22 protein-coding genes are annotated in these 19,281 nt (G+C 73.8%); 12 read left to right on the top strand and 10 right to left on the bottom strand.

Annotated elements, in window-relative coordinates; genetic code table 11:
• Positions 1-23: 23 nt before the first annotated feature.
• The 6 genes from ACFVNO_RS16195 (at position 24) to ACFVNO_RS16170 (ending at position 3,807) form a co-directional block, all read left to right on the top strand.
• Complete coding sequence (locus ACFVNO_RS16195; RefSeq protein ID WP_355266766.1) at positions 24-608, top strand: XRE family transcriptional regulator; 585 nt, start codon at positions 24-26, stop codon at positions 606-608.
• 72 nt (positions 609-680) lie between these two features.
• Positions 681-1,358: a class I SAM-dependent methyltransferase gene (locus ACFVNO_RS16190; protein ID WP_355266769.1), complete on the top strand. Its 678-nt coding sequence runs from the start codon at positions 681-683 to the stop codon at positions 1,356-1,358.
• Positions 1,355-1,849: a DinB family protein gene (locus ACFVNO_RS16185; protein ID WP_378893300.1), complete on the top strand. Its 495-nt coding sequence runs from the start codon at positions 1,355-1,357 to the stop codon at positions 1,847-1,849. The genes ACFVNO_RS16190 and ACFVNO_RS16185 overlap by 4 nt, the downstream gene beginning before the upstream one ends.
• Positions 1,850-1,891: 42 nt before the next feature.
• A complete protein-coding gene (locus ACFVNO_RS16180) occupies positions 1,892-2,449 on the top strand; it encodes a helix-turn-helix domain-containing protein (protein ID WP_220560582.1) in 558 nt (185 codons plus the stop codon).
• 2 nt (positions 2,450-2,451) lie between these two features.
• Positions 2,452-3,339: a CPBP family intramembrane glutamic endopeptidase gene (locus ACFVNO_RS16175; RefSeq protein WP_378893296.1), complete on the top strand. Its 888-nt coding sequence runs from the start codon at positions 2,452-2,454 to the stop codon at positions 3,337-3,339.
• A 96-nt stretch (positions 3,340-3,435) separates the two neighbouring features.
• On the top strand, positions 3,436-3,807 hold the full coding sequence (locus tag ACFVNO_RS16170) for a VOC family protein (protein ID WP_220560584.1): 372 nt from the start codon (positions 3,436-3,438) through the stop codon (positions 3,805-3,807).
• A gap of 57 nt (positions 3,808-3,864) precedes the next feature.
• On the opposite strand, the gene ACFVNO_RS16165 is transcribed toward ACFVNO_RS16170, so the two are convergent.
• The 5 genes from ACFVNO_RS16165 to ACFVNO_RS16145 all read right to left on the bottom strand — a co-directional run bounded on the left by ACFVNO_RS16165 (position 3,865) and on the right by ACFVNO_RS16145 (position 9,432).
• A complete protein-coding gene (locus ACFVNO_RS16165) occupies positions 3,865-4,743 on the bottom strand; it encodes a shikimate dehydrogenase (RefSeq protein WP_355266779.1) in 879 nt (292 codons plus the stop codon).
• On the bottom strand, positions 4,740-6,617 hold the full coding sequence (locus ACFVNO_RS16160) for a TIM barrel protein (protein WP_378893291.1): 1,878 nt from the start codon (positions 6,615-6,617) through the stop codon (positions 4,740-4,742). The genes ACFVNO_RS16165 and ACFVNO_RS16160 overlap by 4 nt, the downstream gene beginning before the upstream one ends.
• 65 nt (positions 6,618-6,682) lie before the next feature.
• Complete coding sequence (locus ACFVNO_RS16155; protein ID WP_355266785.1) at positions 6,683-7,684, bottom strand: DctP family TRAP transporter solute-binding subunit; 1,002 nt, start codon at positions 7,682-7,684, stop codon at positions 6,683-6,685.
• Positions 7,685-7,720: 36 nt separating this feature from the next.
• Positions 7,721-8,995 carry a TRAP transporter large permease gene (locus tag ACFVNO_RS16150; RefSeq protein ID WP_378893288.1) on the bottom strand — a complete coding sequence of 425 codons (1,275 nt, stop codon included), beginning with the start codon at positions 8,993-8,995 and terminating at the stop codon, positions 7,721-7,723.
• Positions 8,992-9,432, bottom strand: coding sequence for a TRAP transporter small permease (locus tag ACFVNO_RS16145; RefSeq protein WP_378893285.1), 441 nt, complete (start codon positions 9,430-9,432; stop codon positions 8,992-8,994). The genes ACFVNO_RS16150 and ACFVNO_RS16145 overlap by 4 nt, the downstream gene beginning before the upstream one ends.
• Before the next feature lie 262 nt (positions 9,433-9,694).
• Between ACFVNO_RS16145 and ACFVNO_RS16140 the strand changes: the two genes are divergently transcribed.
• Positions 9,695-10,696: a LacI family DNA-binding transcriptional regulator gene (locus ACFVNO_RS16140; protein ID WP_355266793.1), complete on the top strand. Its 1,002-nt coding sequence runs from the start codon at positions 9,695-9,697 to the stop codon at positions 10,694-10,696.
• A 45-nt stretch (positions 10,697-10,741) separates the two neighbouring features.
• Here ACFVNO_RS16140 and ACFVNO_RS16135 read toward each other — a convergent pair whose 3' ends face one another.
• A complete protein-coding gene (locus ACFVNO_RS16135; RefSeq protein ID WP_355266796.1) occupies positions 10,742-11,554 on the bottom strand; it encodes an NAD(P)H-dependent oxidoreductase in 813 nt (270 codons plus the stop codon).
• A gap of 130 nt (positions 11,555-11,684) precedes the next feature.
• On the opposite strand from ACFVNO_RS16135, the gene ACFVNO_RS16130 reads away from it, so the two are divergent.
• The 4 genes from ACFVNO_RS16130 to ACFVNO_RS16115 all read left to right on the top strand — a co-directional run bounded on the left by ACFVNO_RS16130 (position 11,685) and on the right by ACFVNO_RS16115 (position 15,394).
• Complete coding sequence (locus ACFVNO_RS16130) at positions 11,685-12,635, top strand: AraC family transcriptional regulator (RefSeq protein WP_355266799.1); 951 nt, start codon at positions 11,685-11,687, stop codon at positions 12,633-12,635.
• Between the two features lie 190 nt (positions 12,636-12,825).
• Entirely contained in the window at positions 12,826-13,338 is a 513-nt protein-coding gene (locus tag ACFVNO_RS16125) for a hypothetical protein (protein ID WP_355266802.1), read from the top strand.
• 38 nt (positions 13,339-13,376) lie between these two features.
• A complete protein-coding gene (locus ACFVNO_RS16120) occupies positions 13,377-14,219 on the top strand; it encodes a DUF4097 family beta strand repeat-containing protein (RefSeq protein ID WP_355266805.1) in 843 nt (280 codons plus the stop codon).
• A gap of 23 nt (positions 14,220-14,242) precedes the next feature.
• Positions 14,243-15,394, top strand: a complete 1,152-nt coding sequence (locus ACFVNO_RS16115) for a DUF418 domain-containing protein (RefSeq protein WP_378893279.1) — start codon at positions 14,243-14,245, stop codon at positions 15,392-15,394.
• 96 nt (positions 15,395-15,490) lie between these two features.
• Here the strand turns inward: ACFVNO_RS16115 and ACFVNO_RS16110 are convergent, their stop codons facing one another.
• From ACFVNO_RS16110 to ACFVNO_RS16095, 4 genes are read right to left on the bottom strand one after another with little or no spacing between them, the layout of a single operon-like run.
• On the bottom strand, positions 15,491-16,252 hold the full coding sequence (locus ACFVNO_RS16110) for an ABC transporter permease (protein WP_378893276.1): 762 nt from the start codon (positions 16,250-16,252) through the stop codon (positions 15,491-15,493).
• Positions 16,253-16,262: 10 nt separating this feature from the next.
• Positions 16,263-17,075 (bottom strand): ABC transporter ATP-binding protein, encoded by an 813-nt coding sequence (locus ACFVNO_RS16105; protein WP_220560595.1) that lies wholly within the window; start codon positions 17,073-17,075, stop codon positions 16,263-16,265.
• Positions 17,075-17,461 (bottom strand): DUF1048 domain-containing protein, encoded by a 387-nt coding sequence (locus tag ACFVNO_RS16100; protein WP_378893271.1) that lies wholly within the window; start codon positions 17,459-17,461, stop codon positions 17,075-17,077. Before ACFVNO_RS16100 ends, ACFVNO_RS16105 begins: the two co-directional genes overlap by 1 nt.
• Positions 17,462-17,463: 2 nt before the next feature.
• Entirely contained in the window at positions 17,464-17,793 is a 330-nt protein-coding gene (locus ACFVNO_RS16095) for a PadR family transcriptional regulator (protein ID WP_355266818.1), read from the bottom strand.
• Between the two features lie 199 nt (positions 17,794-17,992).
• On the opposite strand from ACFVNO_RS16095, the gene ACFVNO_RS16090 reads away from it, so the two are divergent.
• Positions 17,993-19,276, top strand: coding sequence for a hemolysin family protein (locus ACFVNO_RS16090; protein WP_355267011.1), 1,284 nt, complete (start codon positions 17,993-17,995; stop codon positions 19,274-19,276).
• Positions 19,277-19,281: the final 5 nt, after the last annotated feature.

Genomic DNA, 19,281 nt, shown 5'->3' with positions numbered 1-19,281 from the left:
GGGCCGGCCGCTAGATTGCCGACATGGACGACACCGGGGACGACGGCGCGGTGCTGCGGGCCGTGGGCGAGCGGCTGCGGCGGCTGCGCACGGGGGCGCGGATGACCCTCGCCGAGCTGGCGGAGCGGACCGGGATCACCCCGAGCACCCTGTCGCGGCTGGAGACCGGGCGGCTGCACCCCACCCTGGGACAGCTGCTCCCGCTCTCGCGCGTGTACCGGGTGCCGATCGACGAACTCGTGGACGCGCCCCCGGTGGGGGACCCGCGGGTGCACCTGCGCCCGGTGCGCCGCTTCGGCCTCACCTTCGTCCCGCTCACCCGGCGCGCGGGCGGGGTGCAGGCCTACAAGGTGGTCTACCCGCCCGCCCGGACGCTCCCCGCGCCCGAGCTGCGCACGCACGAGGGCCACGAGTGGTTCTACGTGCTCTCCGGCACCGTCCGGCTGGTCCTGGGCACCGAACAGGACCTGCTGCTGGGGGCGGGGGAGGCGGCCGAGTTCGACACCCGTGTCCCGCACTGGATCGGCAACCCCGCCGAGTCGGCCGCCGCGGAGGTCATCGCGATCTTCGGGACCCAGGGGGAGCGCATCCACCTGCACGGGGCCTGAGGCGCCGCCTCCCCTTTTGCGGATCCGCAAGAGAACGTGCGCGGCGGGCGCGGGTGCGCCCACCATGGCGGCATGGAACCAGACACCACCCGATCCCCGTCCGGCCGCGGGTTCTGGGAGCAGCGGTACCGCGACGAGGACCCCTCGGGGCCGCCGCCCGCGCCCAACCCCGCCTTCACCGCACTGGCCGGCGAACTCTCCCTCGTGCCGCCCCCGTCGGAGGGGGCCCGAGCGCTCGAACTCGCCTGCGGCCGCGGCGGGGACGCCCTGTGGCTCGCCGCCGCGGGATGGCGCGTCACCGCCGTCGACATCGCGGAGCACGCCCTCTCCGCACTGGCGGAGCGGGCCCGCCGGGCCGGCCTGGGGGACCGCCTCGCCGTGGAGCGGCACGACCTGGCCCGGTCCGCCCCCGCGCCCGGGAGCCGGGACCTCGTCTACGCGAACTACTTCCACACCGTCGTGGACCTCGACCGCGGCGCCGCGCTGCGCCGGGCGGCGCGGTCCGTGGCCGACGGCGGGGTGTTCGCCGTCATCGACCACGGCTCCAGCGCGCCCTGGTCCTGGGAGCAGCGCGACGACCACCCGAGCGCAGAGGACCTGTGGCGCTCGCTCGGCCTCGGGGCCGGCTGGACCCTCCTCGTGTGCGAGGGGCGTTCCCGGCTCGCCCGCGGCCCCCACGGGGGGACGGCGACGGTGGTCGACACCGTGGTGGCGGCGCGCCGCCGGGCGGGCGGGGGTGAGCGCGCGTGAGCCCCGCGGGACCGCGCCGCCGGGACCGGCCGCCGCCCCGGACCGGCCCCGGTGAGAAGGCGGTGCTCACCGGTTTCCTGGACTACCTGCGCGGGAGCGTCCTGGCCAAGGTGGACGGGGTGCCGGAGCACGACCTGCGCATCCCCCGGGTGCCCTCGGGCACCAACCTCCTCGGGCTCGTCGAACACCTGGCCCACGTCGAGCGCTTCGTCTTCCTGGGGGAGCGGGCCAGCGACTGGCAGGCCACCTTCCACGCCGCCCCGGACGCGAGCCCGCGGGACGTCGTCCGCGGGTACCGGGAGGCCGTCGCGGCCGCCGACCGGGCCATCGCCGCCTGTCAGGACCTGGACCTGCCCGCCCACGCGGGCGGCCCGGGCGGGCCCGCGCCGTCGATGCGGTGGGCGCTGGTGCACATGATCGAGGAGACCGGCCGCCACGCCGGCCACCTCGACATCCTCCGCGAGCTGGCCGACGGGGCCACCGGCCGTTGATATCGGATTTGATAACATTCTCAAAGTTGATAACGTAAGGGCATGGCCACCGCCGACGTCCTCCTCCACCCGGTGCGGCTGCGCGTCGTGCAGTCGCTGTTCGACTCCGACCCGCTGACCACGGCGCAGCTGCGCGACCGCCTCCCCGACATCCCGCCCGCGACCCTGTACCGGCACATCGCCGTCCTGGTCGAGGCCGGCGTCCTGGAGGTGGTGGAGGAGCGCCGCGTGCGCGGGGCCGTGGAACGCGGCTACCGGCTGAGCCGGGGACGCGTGGAGGTCGACCCCGAGGCCCGGGCCGCGATGACCGCGGACGACCACCGCCGCGCGTTCACCGCGTTCGCCGCCTCGCTGATGGCCGACTTCGACCGCTACCTCGACCACGAGGACGCCGACCCCGTCCGGGACGGCGTCGCCTACCGGCAGGCGGCGGCCTGGCTCACCGACGAGGAGCTGGCCGACCTGGTCGCCCGGATCGGCGAGCTGGTCCTGGCCGCGGCCGGGCGCGGCCCGGGCGGCGGGCGGCGGCGGCGCGTCCTCAGCTACCTGGCGGTACCCGACTCCCACCGGGGCCACGGGGCCCCGCGAGAAGGAAAGTGATCATGTCCGACACCCCCCGAACCGCGGTGGCGCCCGAGTCCGGCCGGAGGGGGCCGGCGCCGGCCCGCAACGGCCCGCGGTGGCTGCGCCCCGCCCTGGTGCGCATCGTGCTGCTGACCGTCCTCTTCCTGGCGGTGCAGGCGCTCGCCGCCCAGTTGATCCTGCCGGTGATGGACCGCCCCCTGTGGGCCCAGACCCTGGGCGTGGGGGTCGCGGTCCTCACCCTGCTCCTCTACGCCGCCATGGTGCGCCTCACCGAGCGCCGGGGCGTCACCGAACTGCGCGTCACGGCCCTGCCCCTGGGGCTGGTGGGCGGTTCGGTGCTGGGCGTCGCGCTGTTCGCGGCGGTGATCGGGATCATCGCCGTGCTCGGCGAGTACACGATCACCGGCCGGGGCCCGGTCGACGGCGTCATGGCGGCGATCGGGCTGATGTGCGCGGTCGCGGTCATCGAGGAGGTGATGTTCCGCGGGGTCCTGCTGCGCGTCCTGGAGGAGGTCACCGGCCCGTGGATCGCGCTGGCGCTGTCCTCGGTGCTCTTCGGCGCCATGCACATGGCCAACCCCGGGGCCACCCTGTGGACCGGGACGGCCATCGCCGTGGAGGCGGGCCTGATGCTCGGCGCCGCCTACCTGCTCACGCGCAGCCTGTGGCTGCCCATCGGCCTGCACCTGGGCTGGAACCTCGCGGCCTCGGGGATCTTCGGCACCGCGGTCTCCGGCGTCGACCACGGGGAGACGAGCGTGTTCACCGCCACGGCCTCGGGCCCCTACCTGCTCACCGGCGGCGACTTCGGACCCGAGGCGAGCCTCACCGCGGTCCTCGTGTGCAGCGTCCTCACCGTGCTGTTCCTCCTCCGGTTCCGGAAGGGGGCCCGAGCGGACCGCTGACCCGCCGCACGGGGGACGCGGGCCCCGCGGAGAGCCCGCCACGCCCGCGTCCCACCGCCTTGACCGGTCCGGCGGCGGCTCCTAGGGTCGTGCACCATGGAGCCCATCGCCACGTTCAGCCTCGTCGCGCTCGACTGCCCCGACCCGGCCGGCCTGGCCGAGTTCTACGCTGCGGTCACCGGTTGGCGGGTCCGCCCTTGGGAGGACGACTCCTGGATCCAGCTCGTGAGCGACACCGGTGCCACGATCGCCTTCCAGAAGGCGCCCGGCCACGTGCCGCCCGAGTGGCCCGGCGACGAGCGCCCGCAGCAGCTGCACCTGGACTTCGACGTCCCCGACCTCGACACCGGCGAGCAGCGGGTGCTCGCGATCGGTGCCCGCAAGGCCGGGTTCCAGCCCGCCCCGGACTCCTTCCGGGTCTACCTCGACCCGGCCGGGCACCCCTTCTGCCTCGTGCGCTCCGGCTGACCGCGGGGCGGGACCCCGCCCCGCGCCCCGCCCCGCGGCGCCCGCGCCGTGCGCACGTCACCCCGCGGTGAGCCCGGCGAAGTGGGCGGCCATGCGGTCCCGGTCGGGGACCAGGCCGGTGATCAGCTCGAAGGCCTCCACCGCTTGGAGCACGGCCATGCGGCCGCCGGGCAGCACGCGGCATCCGCGCCGCTCCGCCGCGGCGACCAGTGCGGTGCGCAGCGGACGGTAGACGAGGTCGGCCACCCACAACCGGGGCTCCAGCAGTTCGGCCGGGACGGGCAGCCCCGGATGACCGGCCATACCGCTGGGGGTCGCGTTCACCAGGCCGTCGGCGGCCGCGACCCGTTCCCCCACGGCTCCGGGCGGGACCGCGGAGCACGACCGCCCGGGGAACCCGGCCCGCAGGCTCCCCACCAGCTCGGCGGCGCGTTCGAGGTCCAGGTCGACCACGGTCAGGTGCTCGGTGCCGGAGCCGAGCAGGGCATGGGCCGCGGCGGCCCCCGCCCCTCCGGCGCCCAGGAGCACCACGCTGCGGCGCGCCGCGCCCGGCAGCCCCTCCTCCAGGGCCCCCAGGAACCCCGACCGGTCGGTGTTGTGGCCGACGGCCGATCCCTCGTCGAACACCACGGTGTTGACCGCGCCCACCGCGGCGGCGCCGGGGGCGAGCGCGTCCAGGTGGGGCAGGACCAGCCGCTTGCACGGGTGGGTGATGTTGAGGCCGTCGAAGCCGTAGCGCGGTGCCGCGCGGACAAGCTCCCCCACGGCCTCGGGGGGCAGTTTCAGGACGTCGATGTCGATCGTCCGGTACACCAGCCGGCGTCCCAGGGCGGCGGCCTCCCGTTCGTGCATCGCCGGGGTGAGGGACGGGCCGATCCCCGCGCCGATCAGTCCGACCAGGAAGGACCGCTCCGGCACGGCCGCCGTCCCCCTCACGCGGCGCGCTCCGTCCGGTGGACCGCCAGGCGCACCGGGGTGTTGCGCGCCCCGTAGCCCGCGTAGCCGCCGATGCGCTGGACCACCTCGAAGAAGAGGTGCCCGTCCAGCAGCGGTGTGAAGAAGTGCAGGAACTCGCCCCGGCCGTCGGGGTCCCGGTCGTGGAGGATGTTCAGCCTTCTCATGTGCTCTCTTCGGTGCGGCGGCAGGTCGGTACGCGCCGCCAGGTCGTCGTAGTAGTTGTCGGGGACCGGTAGGGTCCGCAGCCCGGCCGCCACCGCGGCCTCGGCCACGGCGACGGCGTCCTCGCAGGCCAGGGCGATGTGCTGGACTCCTCCCGCGGTGTCGGCCCGGGGTCCGTCGCCGACCAGTGAGACGTTCAGCGCGATCCGCGGCCCGCCCCCGGCGATCGCCAGGGCCCGGCTGCGGATCAGCCCCTCCGGGGAGGCCAGTTCCGTGCTCTCCCCCGGGGACAGGCCCAACAGGGCGGTGTAGAACAGCGAGGCCTCGTCGAAGTGGGCGAAGGGCTGGTGCAGCCCCACGTGGTCGATCCCGGTGAGGGCGGGGCCGCCTCCGGAGTGGACGTCGCCGACCGCGGGGGCCGAGAAGTCCGACAGCCAGGGCTCCTCCCCGCCGTCGCCGGACGGGCAGAGGAAGACGGCGGTCCCGTCCGGGGCCGCGACCGCGTGCAGCGGCGTCTCGGACGGGTCCTGCCGCCGGGCGAGGACCGGGGAGCACAGGCGCTCGGCCCGGGCGGCGGAGCGTTCGGGGGAGTCCAGGACCAGACCGAGCGCGGTGACGGAGGCTGCGCCGTCCCAGGTGTGTCCGAGCCGGGGGTCGGCCGCGTTGAGCAGGATGCGGGCGGGACCGTGCTCCCACAGCTGCACCGGCTTGGAGCGGTGGTCCCGGGTGTGGGCGAAACCCAGGGCCGCGAGCATGGGCCGGATCCTGCCGGCCGCCTCCCCGGTCGCGGCCACCTCCACGAACCCGAAGCCCCGCGGAACCTGCGGTTCGGGCAGTCGGGCGAGCGTCACGGACGGCCTGTCCCCGGGCGGGGCGTCCCGGCGGGCGAGGGCGTCCTCCAGGACGGTGAGCGAGCGCAGCGCGTCGGCCGCGGTCCGCCCGGGGTCGCCCGCCCGGAACACGTCGTTGAACACCTCCAGGGACAGCGGCCCCGTGTACCCGGCGGCGAGCACGTGTCCGGTGAACGCGGCCAGGTCGAAGCCGCCCTGGCCGGGGAAGCACCGGTGGTGGCGGCTCCACTGGAGCACGTCCATGCTCAGCCGCGGCGCGTCCGCGAGCTGGAGGAAGAAGAGCTTCTCCCCGGGGATGCCGCGGACGCCCTCCGGGTCGTCCCCGCGGGAGAGGATGTGGAAGCTGTCCAGGCACAGCCCGAGCGACGGGTGGTCGGCCCGGCGGACGAGTTCCCAGGAACGGCGGTAGGTGGACACGTGGGTCCCCCAGGCCAGGGCCTCGTAGGCGACCCGGACCCCGTAGCGTTCGGCGGTCTCGGCCAGCAGCCGCAGTTGGGCGGCGGCCCGGGCGTCGTCGTCGATCGCCGACGTTGTGGCGTTGGAGCACACCAGGACGGTGTCCGCGCCCAGTTCCACCATGAGGGCGAACTTGGCCTCGGCCCGCCGCAGGTTCGCGGCCAGCGTCGCGTCGTCCACGCCCTCGAAGTCACGGAAGGGCTGGTAGAGGTCGATGGTCAGGCCCAGGTCCCGGGCCAGGGCCCGGATCTCCCGGGGGCGCAGCGGGGAGGCGACGAGGTCGTTCTCGAAGATCTCCACCCCGTCGAAGCCGGCCCCGGCCGCGGCACGCAGTTTCTCCTCCAGGGTGCCGCTGAGGCAGACGGTGGCGATGGAATGCCGCATGTGGGCGTCCTCCGATTCCGGTAGGGGGCGCGGTCGGGACCGCGCCCGTTCGGGTGCCGGGCGGGTCAGCGGGCGTCCTGGAAGCCCTGGTAGAGCTCCAGCTCCTCGCCCTCGAGGTTCCGGGCGAAGTACTCCCGCGCCCGCTCGCGGAAGGCCTCCACGTCGACGTCGTCGACGACCTCCATGGCCCCGGTCTCCTCCCATTCGGCGAGGGTCTCCGCTTCGGCCTCCTCGATGCAGGCGCGGTTGTCCTCGCGGACCGAGGACACGGCCTCCTGGAGCGCGCGTTGCTGCTCCTCGGTCAGGCCGTCCCAGGTGGTTCCGGAGACCACGATCATCTGCGAGCCGATCTGGTGGCCGGAGAGGCTGATGTGGGACTGGACCTCGTCGAAGTTGTCCGCGGCGACGGTGGCGATGGGGTTCTCCTGGCCGTCGACGATGCCCTGCTGGAGTGCCATGTAGACCTCCTCGAAGGCGACGGTGGTGGGGCTGGCCCCCAGGGCTTCGGCGTTGGCGAGGTAGACGGGGGAGTCGGGGAAGCGCATCCGCAGCCCCTCCAGGTCTCCGGGGGTGCGGATCGGCCGGTCGGCGGTGAAGTGGCGTTCCCCGAAGTACCAGACGTCGAGGATGTGGGTGCCGGTGGCCTCGGCGAAGCCGTCCTTCATCGCGTCGGCGGCCGGGGAGTCGAAGAAGGAGAACATGTGGTCGACGTCGTCGAAGGCGTAGGCCGCGTCGAAGACCCCGATGGGGGAGTAGGCGGCGCCCAGTGCGGCCGAGCCCTGCACGTCCATGTCGATGTCCCCGGACATGACGGAGGCGAAGGTCTCCGTGTTGCTGCCGAGTTGGCTGTTGGGGAAGGTCTCGACGGTCAGGCCGACGCCGGCCTCGGCCACCCGCTCGGCGACCAGGTCGATGCCGCAGCGGGTGTGCGGGTGGTCCTCGGTGTAGCTGTTGGAGAAGGTCAGGGTGGTGCCCTCCGCCCCGTCGCCGTCGCCGGAGGCGGAACAGCCGGTCAGGGCCAGGGCGGCGGCCAGGGCGGGTGCGGTCGTGCGAAGCAGGCGGTTCACTTCGGGTCTCCTTCTGGGGTGGGGGGAGGGGCGGGGTCACAGACCCAGCAGTCCGGGAAGGAACAGGACGAGGTCCGGGGCCAGGGTGAGCAGGAGCAGTACGGCGACGATCGGGACCAGAAACGGCGCGGTGCCGCGGAAGACCTCGTGCATGGGTGTGCGGGTGGCGGAGCCCAGCACGAAGAGGACACCGCCGATGGGCGGGGTGAGCAGGCCGATCATCAGGTTCACGATCACGATGACCCCGAAGTGGACCGGGTCCACGCCGAACTGGGCGGCGATGGGGAGCAGGACCGGGACGGTGATGACCAGGGCGGCCATGGGCTCCAGCAGCGCGCCGATGATGATCAGAGCGACGTTCACCATGATCAGGAACACCACGGGGCTGTCGGTGAACCCGAGCAGGAAGGAGGCGACGTCCTGCGGGACGCGCTCGCGGGCCAGGACCCAGCCCAGCAGCCCGGAGGCGGCCAGGATGAGGGCGATGGAGGCCGTCGTGGAGGCGGTCTCGACGGTGATGTCCCACAGGGAGCGCAGTGTGAGCCGGCGGTAGGCCAGGCCCAGGAGAACGACGTAGGCGACGCCGACCGCAGCGGCCTCGGTGGGGGTGAACAGGCCGCTGAGGATGCCCCCCAGGAGGATGACGGGGGCGCCCAGCGGGCCGATGACCCGCAGCCCGGCCCGGCGGAACTCTCCCGGTTCGGCCCGCCGTCCGGCGAGCTCGGGCCGCCTGCGGCTCCAGAGGAAGACGTACAGCGCCAGCCCGAGCGCGATGAGCAGGGCGGGGACCACGGCGGCGGCGAAGAGGGCGGCGGTGGACACCGCCGCGACCGAGGCGTACACGATCGCGGGGATGCTCGGCGGCATCACCGGGCTGATAAGGCTGGAGGACGCGGTCAAGCCCAGGGTGAACCGACGGGGGTAGCCGCGCCCGGTCATCGCCGGGACCATCATCTTCCCCGTGCCGGCGACGTCGGCCATGGCGGCGCCGCTGATCCAGGAGAACCCGAGGCTGACACCGATGTTGACATAGCCCAGGCTGGCCCGGACCCGCCCCAGGAGCACCTGTGCGAAGGCGAAGATGCGGTCGGCGATGCCGGTGCGGTCGGCGACGACCCCCAACAGGATGAACAGCGGGACGGCCAGCAGGGGGAAGCTGTTGACCTCCTGCGCTGCGGTGCGCAGGCTCAGGCCGGTGGACTGGTCGGTCAGGGACATGTACACCAGGCAGGGGCCCAGGATCGCGAACGCCACCGGTACGCGCAGGACCAGCAGGACGAGGATGCCCAGGATCACCGGTACCGCGCTCATCGGGCCTCCTCGCTCGGTCGGGTCTCCAGGGCCGGAGGCGTGGGAAGCAGGGTGTTGAGCAGGGCCCGCAGCCCGGCCAGGGCCAGGCCGGCCATGGGGACGGCGTAGGTCCAGGACAGCGGGACGCCCAGGGCGGGGGTGCGCTGGGGCGAACCGCCGAAGACCAGTTCGGCCGCGTCCAGGACCAGCCCCGCGGCCACCGCGGCCACGACGAGGTTCGCCAGGACCCACACCGTCCGCAGTGCCCGGCCCCGGAGGAAGAGGTCGACGATCTTCAGAGTGATGTGCTCGTCGCGGCCGACCAGATACCCGGCCAGGGCGAAGGCCAGCCACACGAGTCCGTACCGGGCGAGTTCGCCGGTCCAGACCCAGCCGGCCACCGGCAGGTGGCGCTGCACGGCCTGGGTGAACATCAGGGCGAAGACCATCGTGAGCATGAGCGCCCCGGTGGTCAGTTCCGCCTTCTCGAGCCACCGGGAGGCGGTTGCCAGGGGGCGCGGGATCAGGGGGGGCGGGTGGACGGGAAGAGGCTGTCATGGGAGTGGGGTTTCCGGTCGGCGGGGGGTGTTCGTGCTGATCAGCGGAGTGAGTGTGGCGTGGGCCACTTTCTGCTGAGTTGTGCCGTGAACTCTAGGTTTCGGGCTTATCGAATGGCAAGCGATTGCCAAATGTTGCCGCGGGAGGGTAGGAACGGGAGCCATGAGCTCCCCCCGACGCACGACCATCTACGACGTCGCCCGCGAGGCGGGCGTGGCCGCCTCCACCGTCTCCCGCGCCCTCAACAACCCCCGCCGGGTCAACCCCGCCACCCGCGAGCACGTCCTCGCCGTCGCCGAGCGCCTCGGCTACCGGCCCGATCCGCTGGCCACGGCCCTGCAGTCCGGGCACAAGGCGACGATCGCGATGCTGGTCCCCGACATCACCAACCCCCACTTCTTCGGCACCATCCGGGGCGCGGAGAAGCGGGCCAGTGAGGCGGGGCTGACCTTCATCCTCGCCAACACCGAGGAGTCGGCGGACAACGAGCGCAACCGGATCGAGCGGCTGTCCCGGTCCGTGGACGGATTCGTCCTGGCGGCCAGCCGCATGCGGGAGGAGACCACCCGGGAGCTGGCCCGCGAGTACAACCTCGTCCTGGTCAACCGGCAGGTCGAGGGACTGCCCAGCGCCGTGGTGGACAACGGTGCGGGCAGCCGCCAGATCGTTGAGCACCTGGCCTCGCTGGGACACCGGTCCCTGGTCTACCTCTCCGGGCCGCACCGCTCCTGGCCCGCGGCCCAGCGCTGGCGGGCGCTGCGCGCCGCGGCCGAGGCGCGCGGCATGGCCGCGCGGCGGCTGGGCCCCTTCCCGCCCAGGGTCGAAGGCGGCGGGGTGGCGGCCGACGCCGGGCTGGGCGCGGGCGCCACCGCCCTGGTCGCCCACAACGACCTGCTCGCCATCGGCGTGCTGCGGCGGCTCGCCGAACGCGGCGTGGCCGTCCCCGAACAGGCCAGCGTGGTCGGCTACGACGACATCTTCGGCGCAGACCTGTGCGTTCCCGCGCTGACCACGGTCGCCGGGCCGCACGAGGAGGCGGGGCGGGCCGCGGTGGAGCTCCTCACCCGCAAGGGGTCCCTGTCGCGCTCCCAGCCCGCCCCGCAGCAGGTGGTGCTCTCCTCCCACCTGGTCATCCGCCGGTCGACCGGCCCGGCCCCGCGCTGACCCGGCCGGCTACGCGGGCCGGACGCCCGCGCCGGCGGGGCCGGGTCAGCGGTCGGCCTCCCCGTCCCCGGCCAGGTGGATGCCCAGGTCGGTGCGGCCGGGAAGCAGGTCCTCCCGCAGCGCGCGCGTGCCGTGGTAGTCGCCGTCCCGCAGGCGGCGGAACGGCCGGGCCCGCTCGGTGTCCAGGGTCTTCAGCCGGTCGCGCAGCCGCCCGGCCTCGTGCTCCAGGCCCTCCGCGTCCAGGGAGTCGGCGTCGTGGACCACGTGCAGGTCCAGCACGTCGATCCCGACGTACCACAGGGTGCCGTGGGTGAGGGGGAACAGGAGGGAGTCGAGGTCGCCGCTGATCCCGCGGGGCCCGATGGAGCGCTCGTCCTCGCCCGCCGTGACCACCACGAGCGCGCGGCGCCCGGCCAGCCCGCCGTCGCCGTAGCGGCGGGGCAGGCCGGAGGCCGGGTCGAGGTCGCCGTAGGCGAACCCCTGTGTCAGCACCCGGTCGAACCAGCCCTTGAGGATCGCCGGCGGCCCGTACCACCACAGCGGGAACTGCAGGACGAGCAGCTCGGCCGCGGCGAGTTTCGCCTGCTCCTCCCGGACGTCCGCGGGGAGCAGGCCCCGGGAGTACGCCTCGCCGGCGAGTTCGGCGACGTTCCCCGGGCGGCCCGCCGGCTCCCCCAGGTCGCGTTCGGCCAGCACGGGATCGAAGCCCTGGGCGTACAGGTCCGAGGCCGTCACCTCGTACCGCTCCGCCAGGGCCTCGGTCCCGGCCCGGAAGAGCCGGTCGTTGAACGACCCGCGGCGGGGGTGCGCGTACACCCACAGGGCGGTGCCGGGTTCGGGCCGGTGGGCGATGGTCATGGTGCGCCTTTCCGTGTCGGTGCGCGGCGGCCGGAGCGGTCCGCCGGACGCCCTCCAGTCAAGCCGCCGCCGTGAGACGGGGGAATACCTCCGAGGCTCGGATCGATACGCGATCGTCTAGGCTGGCGGCATGGACACGCTGAGCGAGGTGCTCGACCACATCCGTTCCTCCGGCGCCCTGGTCGGGCGGAACCTCATGTCGCCGCCGTGGTCGATCGGGTTCGACGAGGGCGCGTCGATGACCCTCGTGACCATGCTGCGCGGGGACGGGTGGATCGTCCAGGAGGGGGCCGGGCCCGTGCGCCTGTCCAACCGCGACCTGGCGGTCGTGACCGGCCCGCGGCCGTTCGGCGTCACCAGCGACCCGGACGCGCGGATCGCCCCCCTCTACGTCCTGTCCGCCCAGGGGACCTGCACCGACGGGGCGGGGAGGGCGCTCGCCCCGGAGGACGTCTCCCTGGGCGTGCGGACCTGCGGTACCCGCCTCGACGCCGAGCACGCGCTGCTCACCGGTTCCTACACGGCGACCGGGCGGATCGCCGACCGCCTGCTGACCGCCCTGCCGCGCGTCCTCGTGGTCCCGGGGCGGCACCGGCGCTCGGCGCCCCTGGAACTCCTGGAGGCCGAGATCGCGCGCGACGAGCCCGGCCAGCAGGCGGTGCTCGACCGCCTGCTGGACCTGGTGCTGGTCGGCACCCTGCGCGACTGGTTCGCCCTGCCGGAGGCGTCCGCGCCCCGCTGGTACCGGGCCGCGGCCGACCCGGTCGTGGGACCCGCGCTCAGCGCGATCCACGACGACCCCGCCCGGCCGTGGGACGTGGGGAGCCTGGCGCGCGAGGCGGAGGTCTCGCGCGCGACCTTCGCCCGCCGGTTCACCGAGGTGATGGGCGAGCCGCCCATCTCCTACCTCACCGGCTGGCGCCTGTGCCTGGCCGCCGACCTGTTGCAGCGCAGCGACGACAGCATCGAGTCCATCGCGCGCCGGGTGGGCTATTCCAGCGCCTACGCGCTGAGCGCCGCCTTCGTGCGGGAGTACGACGTCCGCCCCGGCCGCCACCGCGCCCTGGCCCGGGCCCTGTAGGGGGCGCTCCGGCCGGGGAGCCCGGGGTCTCCGCGTGTCGCTCGGGGGCGATCCGGTGTCATCTTGGCGCCATGAGGTGTGTCGTGGCGCCATCCCATTCCTGCTGTTCAGGGGAGTCGTATCCCTCTTTCTGGTGGGTTCGGCGCAGATATGCCTTTGAGTTGCGCCATCTGTGTGCCACTATGGCGCCATGGATCTCACGTCATATGTCGCCGCGCTGAGGGACGAACTCGCCCTCGCCGCCGAAGCGGGCGGGGACGACGCCCGGGCCCTGGCCGAACGCCTCGTCGCGCCCCTGGACTCCGCCGCCCGCCTCATGCTGCTCAACGTCCTGTCCGACGCCATGGCCGAGGTCACCCGCGAGCTGGCCCCGGGATCGGTCGACGTCCGCCTGCGCGGCCGCGACCCCGAGTTCGTCGTCACGCCGCCACCGCCGGAGCCCGAGGCCGCCGGCGTCCGGGCCGCCCGGCCCCTGCCGCCCGCGCCGCCCGCCGACGCCGAAGGCGAGGGCGGCACCGCCCGCGTCAACCTCCGCCTGCCCGCCCACCTGAAGGGCCGCCTCGACGCGGCCGCCGAGCAGGAGGGCCTCTCGACCAACGCCTGGCTCGTGCGGGTCGTCGCCACCGCCCTCGACCCCGCCGACCTCCCCGCCTCCCGCGCCCGCGGCGGCGGCCGCGAGAGCTTCACCGGATGGGTCCGATGAACCCCCGCCCGTCCGCCCCCGACCGTGAGGAGACCGCCATGCCCGCCTTCGACACGCCCGGCCCGACCCCGCTCGTCCTGCGGCTCGAGATCGGCACCGTCCGCGTCACCGCCTCCGACCGCGCCGACACCCTCGTCGAGGTGGCGCCCGCGGACCCCGGCACCGGGGCCGACGTGCGCGCGGCCGAACGGATCGAGGTCACCCGGACCGCCGACGGGATCTCCGTCAGGGCACCCCGGAGCCTGTCCTCGCTCGGCTCCCGGAACCAGGGGTCCGTCCGGGTGAGCGTGGACCTGCCCGCCGGCTCCCCGGTCCGGGCCCGCACCGAGATCGCCGACCTCCTCTGCGAGGGCGACCTCGGCCACTGCGACCTGCGCACCTCCATCGGGGACGTGACCGTCGAGCGGGCCCGCGGAGCCACCCTCGCCAGCGGCAACGGGACCGTCCGCGTGGACCACGTGGCCGGCGACCTGCGGCTGACCGGATCCGACCGGGTCCGCGTCGGCCGGGTCGAGGGCGCCGCCACCGTCACCGGGCTCAACGGCGGGATCGAGATCGGCGAGGTCGCCGGCGAACTCGCCGTCACCTCCGCCAACGGCCACGTCCACGTGGGCGGCGCGCACGGCCGGGCGGAGATCCGGTCCTCCAACGGCACCGTCCGCGTCGACGAGGTCGTCCGCGACGAGGTCACCCTGCGCGTCGGCGTCGGCGACATCGAGGTGGGCGTGCGCCGGGCCACCGCCGCCTGGCTGGACCTGGACACCCGCCTGGGCCGCGTCCACCGCTCCCTGGAGGACTCCGCCGGGCCGGACGGGGACGAGCGCACCGTCCGCGTCCTCGCCCGCACCGGGGTCGGCGACATCACCGTCCATCCCGCCTGAACGACACGGAAGGGAACACCGACATGCCCCCCGGCCGACCCGGGACGGAGGTCCCCGCCGGGACCCGCTCCCCGGCCCCCGACCTGGCCCGCGGCGTCATGCTCCTGGCCATCGCCGTCGCGCACGTCCCCGCCCTCCTCGCGCACTGGGGCACGGGAGCCCCCGACCGGGCGGCCCTGTTCGCGGGGACGCTGCTGGCCGAGGACCAGGCCCGCCTGATGTTCGTGCTCCTCTTCGGCTACGGCGTGGGCCAGATCCTGCGCCGCGAGACCGGGCGGGGCGCGGACTGGCCGGACGTCCGGTCCCTGCTGCGCCGCCGCGGCCTGGTGCTGCTGCTCATCGGCTTCGTCCACACCCTGCTGCTCCCGCTCGACATCGTCGCCGTCTACGGGGCCGCCCTGCTCCTGGCGGCCCCGCTGGCCCGGGCGCGCACCGCCACCCTGGCGTGGGTCGGGGCGGTGGCCCTCGTGCCGGGCGTCCTGCTGGTCTCGGCCCCGGCCGTGGCCCTCGCGCAGGCGGGCGTCCCGCCCACGATCGCCCACCTCATGGCCGACGGCCCGGTCGCGCACGTGGCCGCCAACCTCCAGTGGACGTGGCCGCTGGAGACGCTGGTCTCGGTGGTGTCGGTGCTCCCCGCCATGGTCCTGGGCATCGGGGCCTCCCGCCTGCGCGTCCTGGAGGAACCGGCCCGCCACCGGACCCTGCTGGTCCGTGCCGCCGTACTGCTGACGGCGGTCTCCCTGGCCGGGCGGCTGCCCCACACGCTGGTGGTCACCGGGGTCTGGCCCGTCGACGCGTCCGCGCCCCTGCACGCCTTCTCCGCGCTGCACGTCCTGGCGGGGCACGCGGGCGGCGTCGCGGCGGCGGCGCTGGTCGGCCTGTGGGCCCTGCGGCCGACGGACGGCCCGTTCGCCACGGCCGTCATCGCCCTGGGCCGCCGGTCGCTGACCTTCTACCTGTTCCAGTCGGTGGTGTTCGTGGCGCTCTTCTACCCGTTCACGCTGGGCCTGGCCGACGACCTCGGCGCCGCCGCGGGGCTGGGCGTCTCCGCCGCGCTCTGGGCGGTGTCCCTGCTCCTGGCCGAGTGGATGCGCCGCACCGGCCGCCGGGGCCCGGCCGAGACCCTCCTGCGCCGCCTCACCGCGCGCCCCTGGCGCCTTCCCGCCGCGAGGTGACCCGCGCCGCCGCGTCGTCCGTCCGGGCGACGGGTGCCTGAGACGCGAACGGGCGGCGGCCCCCCGGGGGGGGCCGCCGCCGGGGGGGGGCGGTGGTCAGGAGGTCTTCCTGCGGTAGGTGGCCATCGCGAAGGCGTAGGCGACGACGAGGATGCCCGTGCACCAGGCCAGGGCGGTCCAGGCGTCGTCACCGGCCGGCCGACCGGACAGCAGGTCGCGGATGGTGTTGACGATGGAGGTCACCGGCTGGTGCTCGGCGAACCAGCGCACCGGGCCGGGCATGGTCTCGGTGGGGACGAACGCCGAGCTCAGGAACGGGAGGAAGATGAGCGGGTAGGAGAACGCGCTCGCGCCCTCCACCGAGGTCGCCGTCAGGCCCGGGATCACGGCGATCCAGGTCAGCGCGAGGGTGAACAGCAGCAGGATCCCGGCGACGGCGAGCCAGGCCGCCGGTCCGGCGTCCGAGCGGAAGCCCATGAGCAGGGCCACGCCCACGACCACCGCCAGCGAGATGACGTTGGCGACGAGCGAGGTCAGCACGTGCGCCCACAGCACGCCCGACCGGGCGATCGGCATGGACTGGAACCGCTCGAAGATCCCGCCCTGCATGTCCGTGAAGAGCCGGAACGCCGTGTAGGCGATGCCCGAGGCGATCGTGATGAGCAGGATGCCCGGCAGCATGTAGTTCACGTACGGGCCCGAGCCGACGTCGATGGCGCCGCCGAACACGTACACGAACATCAGCATCATGGCGATGGGCATGACCGCGGTCGTGATGATCGTGTCGGGGCTGCGGGTGACGTGGCGCATGGTGCGCCCGGTCAGGGCGGCGGTGTCGCCGAGGAAGTGTGTCGCCATGGTCCGTCCCCTACTTCTTCTCGCTCGGTGCGGTCCGGCGGTCCCCGCCGTTCCCGCCGGAGCCGCCGGTGACCGCGAAGAAGATCTCCTCCAGGGTCGGCTGCTTCTCGACGTACTCGATCTCGGAGGGCGGCAGCAGCTTCTTGAGCTCCTCCAGGGTGCCGTTCACGATGATCCGCCCCTGGTGCAGGATCGCGATCCGGTCGGCCAGCTGCTCGGCCTCCTCCAGGTACTGCGTGGTGAGCAGCACCGTCGTGCCGCTGTCGGCGAGGCCCTTGACGGCCTCCCAGACCTCGACGCGCGCCTGCGGGTCGAGCCCGGTCGTCGGCTCGTCCAGGAAGACGACCGGCGGGTTCCCGATGAGGCTCATCGCGATGTCCAGGCGCCGGCGCATCCCGCCGGAGTAGGTCGACACCCGCCGCCCGCCCGCCTCGGTGAGGGAGAAGCGGGCGAGCAGGTCGTCGGCGATCGCGCCGGGGTCGCCGAGGTGGCGCAGCCGGGCGACGAGCACGAGGTTCTCCCGCCCGCTGAGGATCTCGTCCACCGCCGCGAACTGGCCGGTGAGGCTGATGGACTCCCGTACCCGCGCGGGCTGCGCGGCGACGTCGAAGCCGTTGACGGCGGCCGTCCCGCCGTCGGCCCTGAGCAGGGTGGACAGGATCCTCACGAGCGTGGTCTTGCCCGCCCCGTTGGAGCCGAGCAGTGCGAAGATGCCGCCGCGCTCCACGTCGAAGTCCACCCCGCGCAGCACCTTCAGGTCCTTGTAGGACTTCTCCAGGCCCCGCAGGCGGATCGCCGGTACCGGCCGTGTCTTCGTCTCCATCAGAGGGATTCCCCGTCCTTTTCGCCGTCTTCTCCGGCCGCGCGGTCGATGGCCTCGACCAGCCGGTCCCGTTCCTTTTTGATCCACCGGCCCTCGGAGTAATTCGCCAGGAACGCCTCGGCGAATTCGACGGGGTCCTCCCCGACGACCTGGCGGACCGGCGTCCCGTTCGCCGCGCTCTGCTCGAACAGGTCGATGAGGTCGTCCAGCATCGTCTGGAGGATGTCCTCCCTGGTGATGGCCCCGAAGTACATCAGGTACCGGTCGAGCGCCTCGACGGCCGTGCGGTGGTTCTCGGGCAGTTCCCTGACGCGCGCCTTGTACCGCTTGTAGCGCTTCTTGTCCTCGAACGATCCCGTGACCTTCTCGATCCATTCAGCCGCCATGGCTACCGGCCCCCTTCTCGGAGCTGTTCGATCTTTTCCGCGAGGAAACCCCAGTTCCCCCAGAACTCTTCGAGGTATTCCCGCCCTCGGGAACCGAGCGAGTACACCTTGCGCGGCGGGCCCTTCCCGGACGGGACCCGCCGCGCGTCGACGAGGCCGCGCTGCTCGAACCTGACGAGCAGGGCGTAGACGGTGCCCTCGGCGATGTCGGTGAAGCCCTGGTCCCGCAGCCACGCCGTGATCTCGTAGCCGTGCGCGGGCCGGCCGGACAGGGCCGCGAGGACGATGCCCTCCAGGGTCCCCTTGAGCATCTCCGTCGCCTGCCTTCCCATGGGTGCCTCCCTTCACTACTCGTTGCCGCTGAGTACCACTGCATAGTAGTACTGACTACCGGTACATAGCAACACCGAATACCGGGCGGGATGCGGCGTGTGCGTCCGGACGCCGGGAGGCCGCCGTGTGAAAGGGTGAGTCGGCACGGAAACGGCCCCAGGGCCACCACCACCATCCGCATCGGAGATGACCGCAGTCATGGAGAGTTACGGGGTGCAGATCGGCCTCGTCCTGGTCCTCGTCCTGGTCAACGCACTGTTCGCGGGCAGCGAGATCGCCCTGATCACCCTGCGCGAAGGCCAGATCAGACAACTGGAGGAGAGGGGGCCCGGCGGCAGGGCGGTCGCCCGCCTGGCCCGCGACCCCAACCGCTTCCTCGCCACCATCCAGATCGGCATCACCCTCGCCGGCTTCCTCGCCTCCGCCACCGCCGCGGTGGCGCTCGCCCAGCCGCTCGTCGAGCCGCTGGGCTTCCTCGGCTCCGCCGCGGGGCCCGTGTCCGTCATCCTGGTCACCGTCGTCCTGACCTTCGTGACCCTGGTGTTCGGCGAACTGGCCCCCAAACGCATCGCCATGCAGCGCGCCGAGGGCTGGGCCCTCATGGTCGCCCGCCCGCTCAACCTGCTCGCCACCCTGTCCCGCCCGGTCGTGTGGCTGCTGAGCGTGTCCACCGACCTGGTCGTCCGCCTCACCGGCGGGGACCCCTCCGCCGCGCGCGAGGAGGTCGGCGAGGAGGAGCTGCGCGACATGCTCACCGCCCAGCGCGGCATGACCCGCGAGCAGCGCACCATCATCAGCGGCGCCTTCGAGATCGACGACCGCAGGCTGCGCCAGGTCGTCGTCCCCCGCGGCGAGGTCTTCACCATCCCCGCGGCCACCCCCACCGCCGAGGCCACGCGCATGCTCGCCGAGCACGGCCACTCGCGCGCCCCGGTCGTGGCCGACGACGACCTCGACGACGTCCTGGGCATCGTCCACTGGTCCGACCTGGTCCGCGGCACCGGCACCGCCCGGGACGTGGCCCGCGAGGCGATGCTGCTGCCCGACTCGCTGGTCGTCTCGCTGGCGCTGCGGCAGATGACGGCCGAGCACCAGCAGCTGGCCGTGATCGTCAACGAGATGGGCGGCATCGACGGCATCGTCAGCCTGGAGGACCTGCTGGAGGAGATCGTCGGCGAGATCTACGACGAGACGGACTCCGACATCCGCACCGTGGTCTCCAACGACGACGGGACCCTGACGCTCCCGGGCACTTACCCGGTGCACGACCTGTCCGACATCGACCTGTCCCTGACCGACCCGCCCGAGGGCGACTACGTCACCGTCGCGGGCCTGGTCATCGCCGTCCTGGGCCACATCCCGCGGGAGCCCGGCGAGACGGTCGACTTCGGCGGGTGGACCGCGGAGGTCGCCCGGACCAGCGGCCGCACCATCACCGAGGTCAGGGTGCGGCGCATGGAGGAGGCCCGGCCCGAGGAGTGAGCGCG

Source organism: Nocardiopsis sp. NPDC057823, from assembly GCF_042797335.1.
GTDB lineage: Bacteria > Actinomycetota > Actinomycetes > Streptosporangiales > Streptosporangiaceae > Nocardiopsis > Nocardiopsis changdeensis.
Note: the sequence above shows the minus strand (reverse complement) of the source record. Positions and strands in the feature narration are given on the sequence as shown.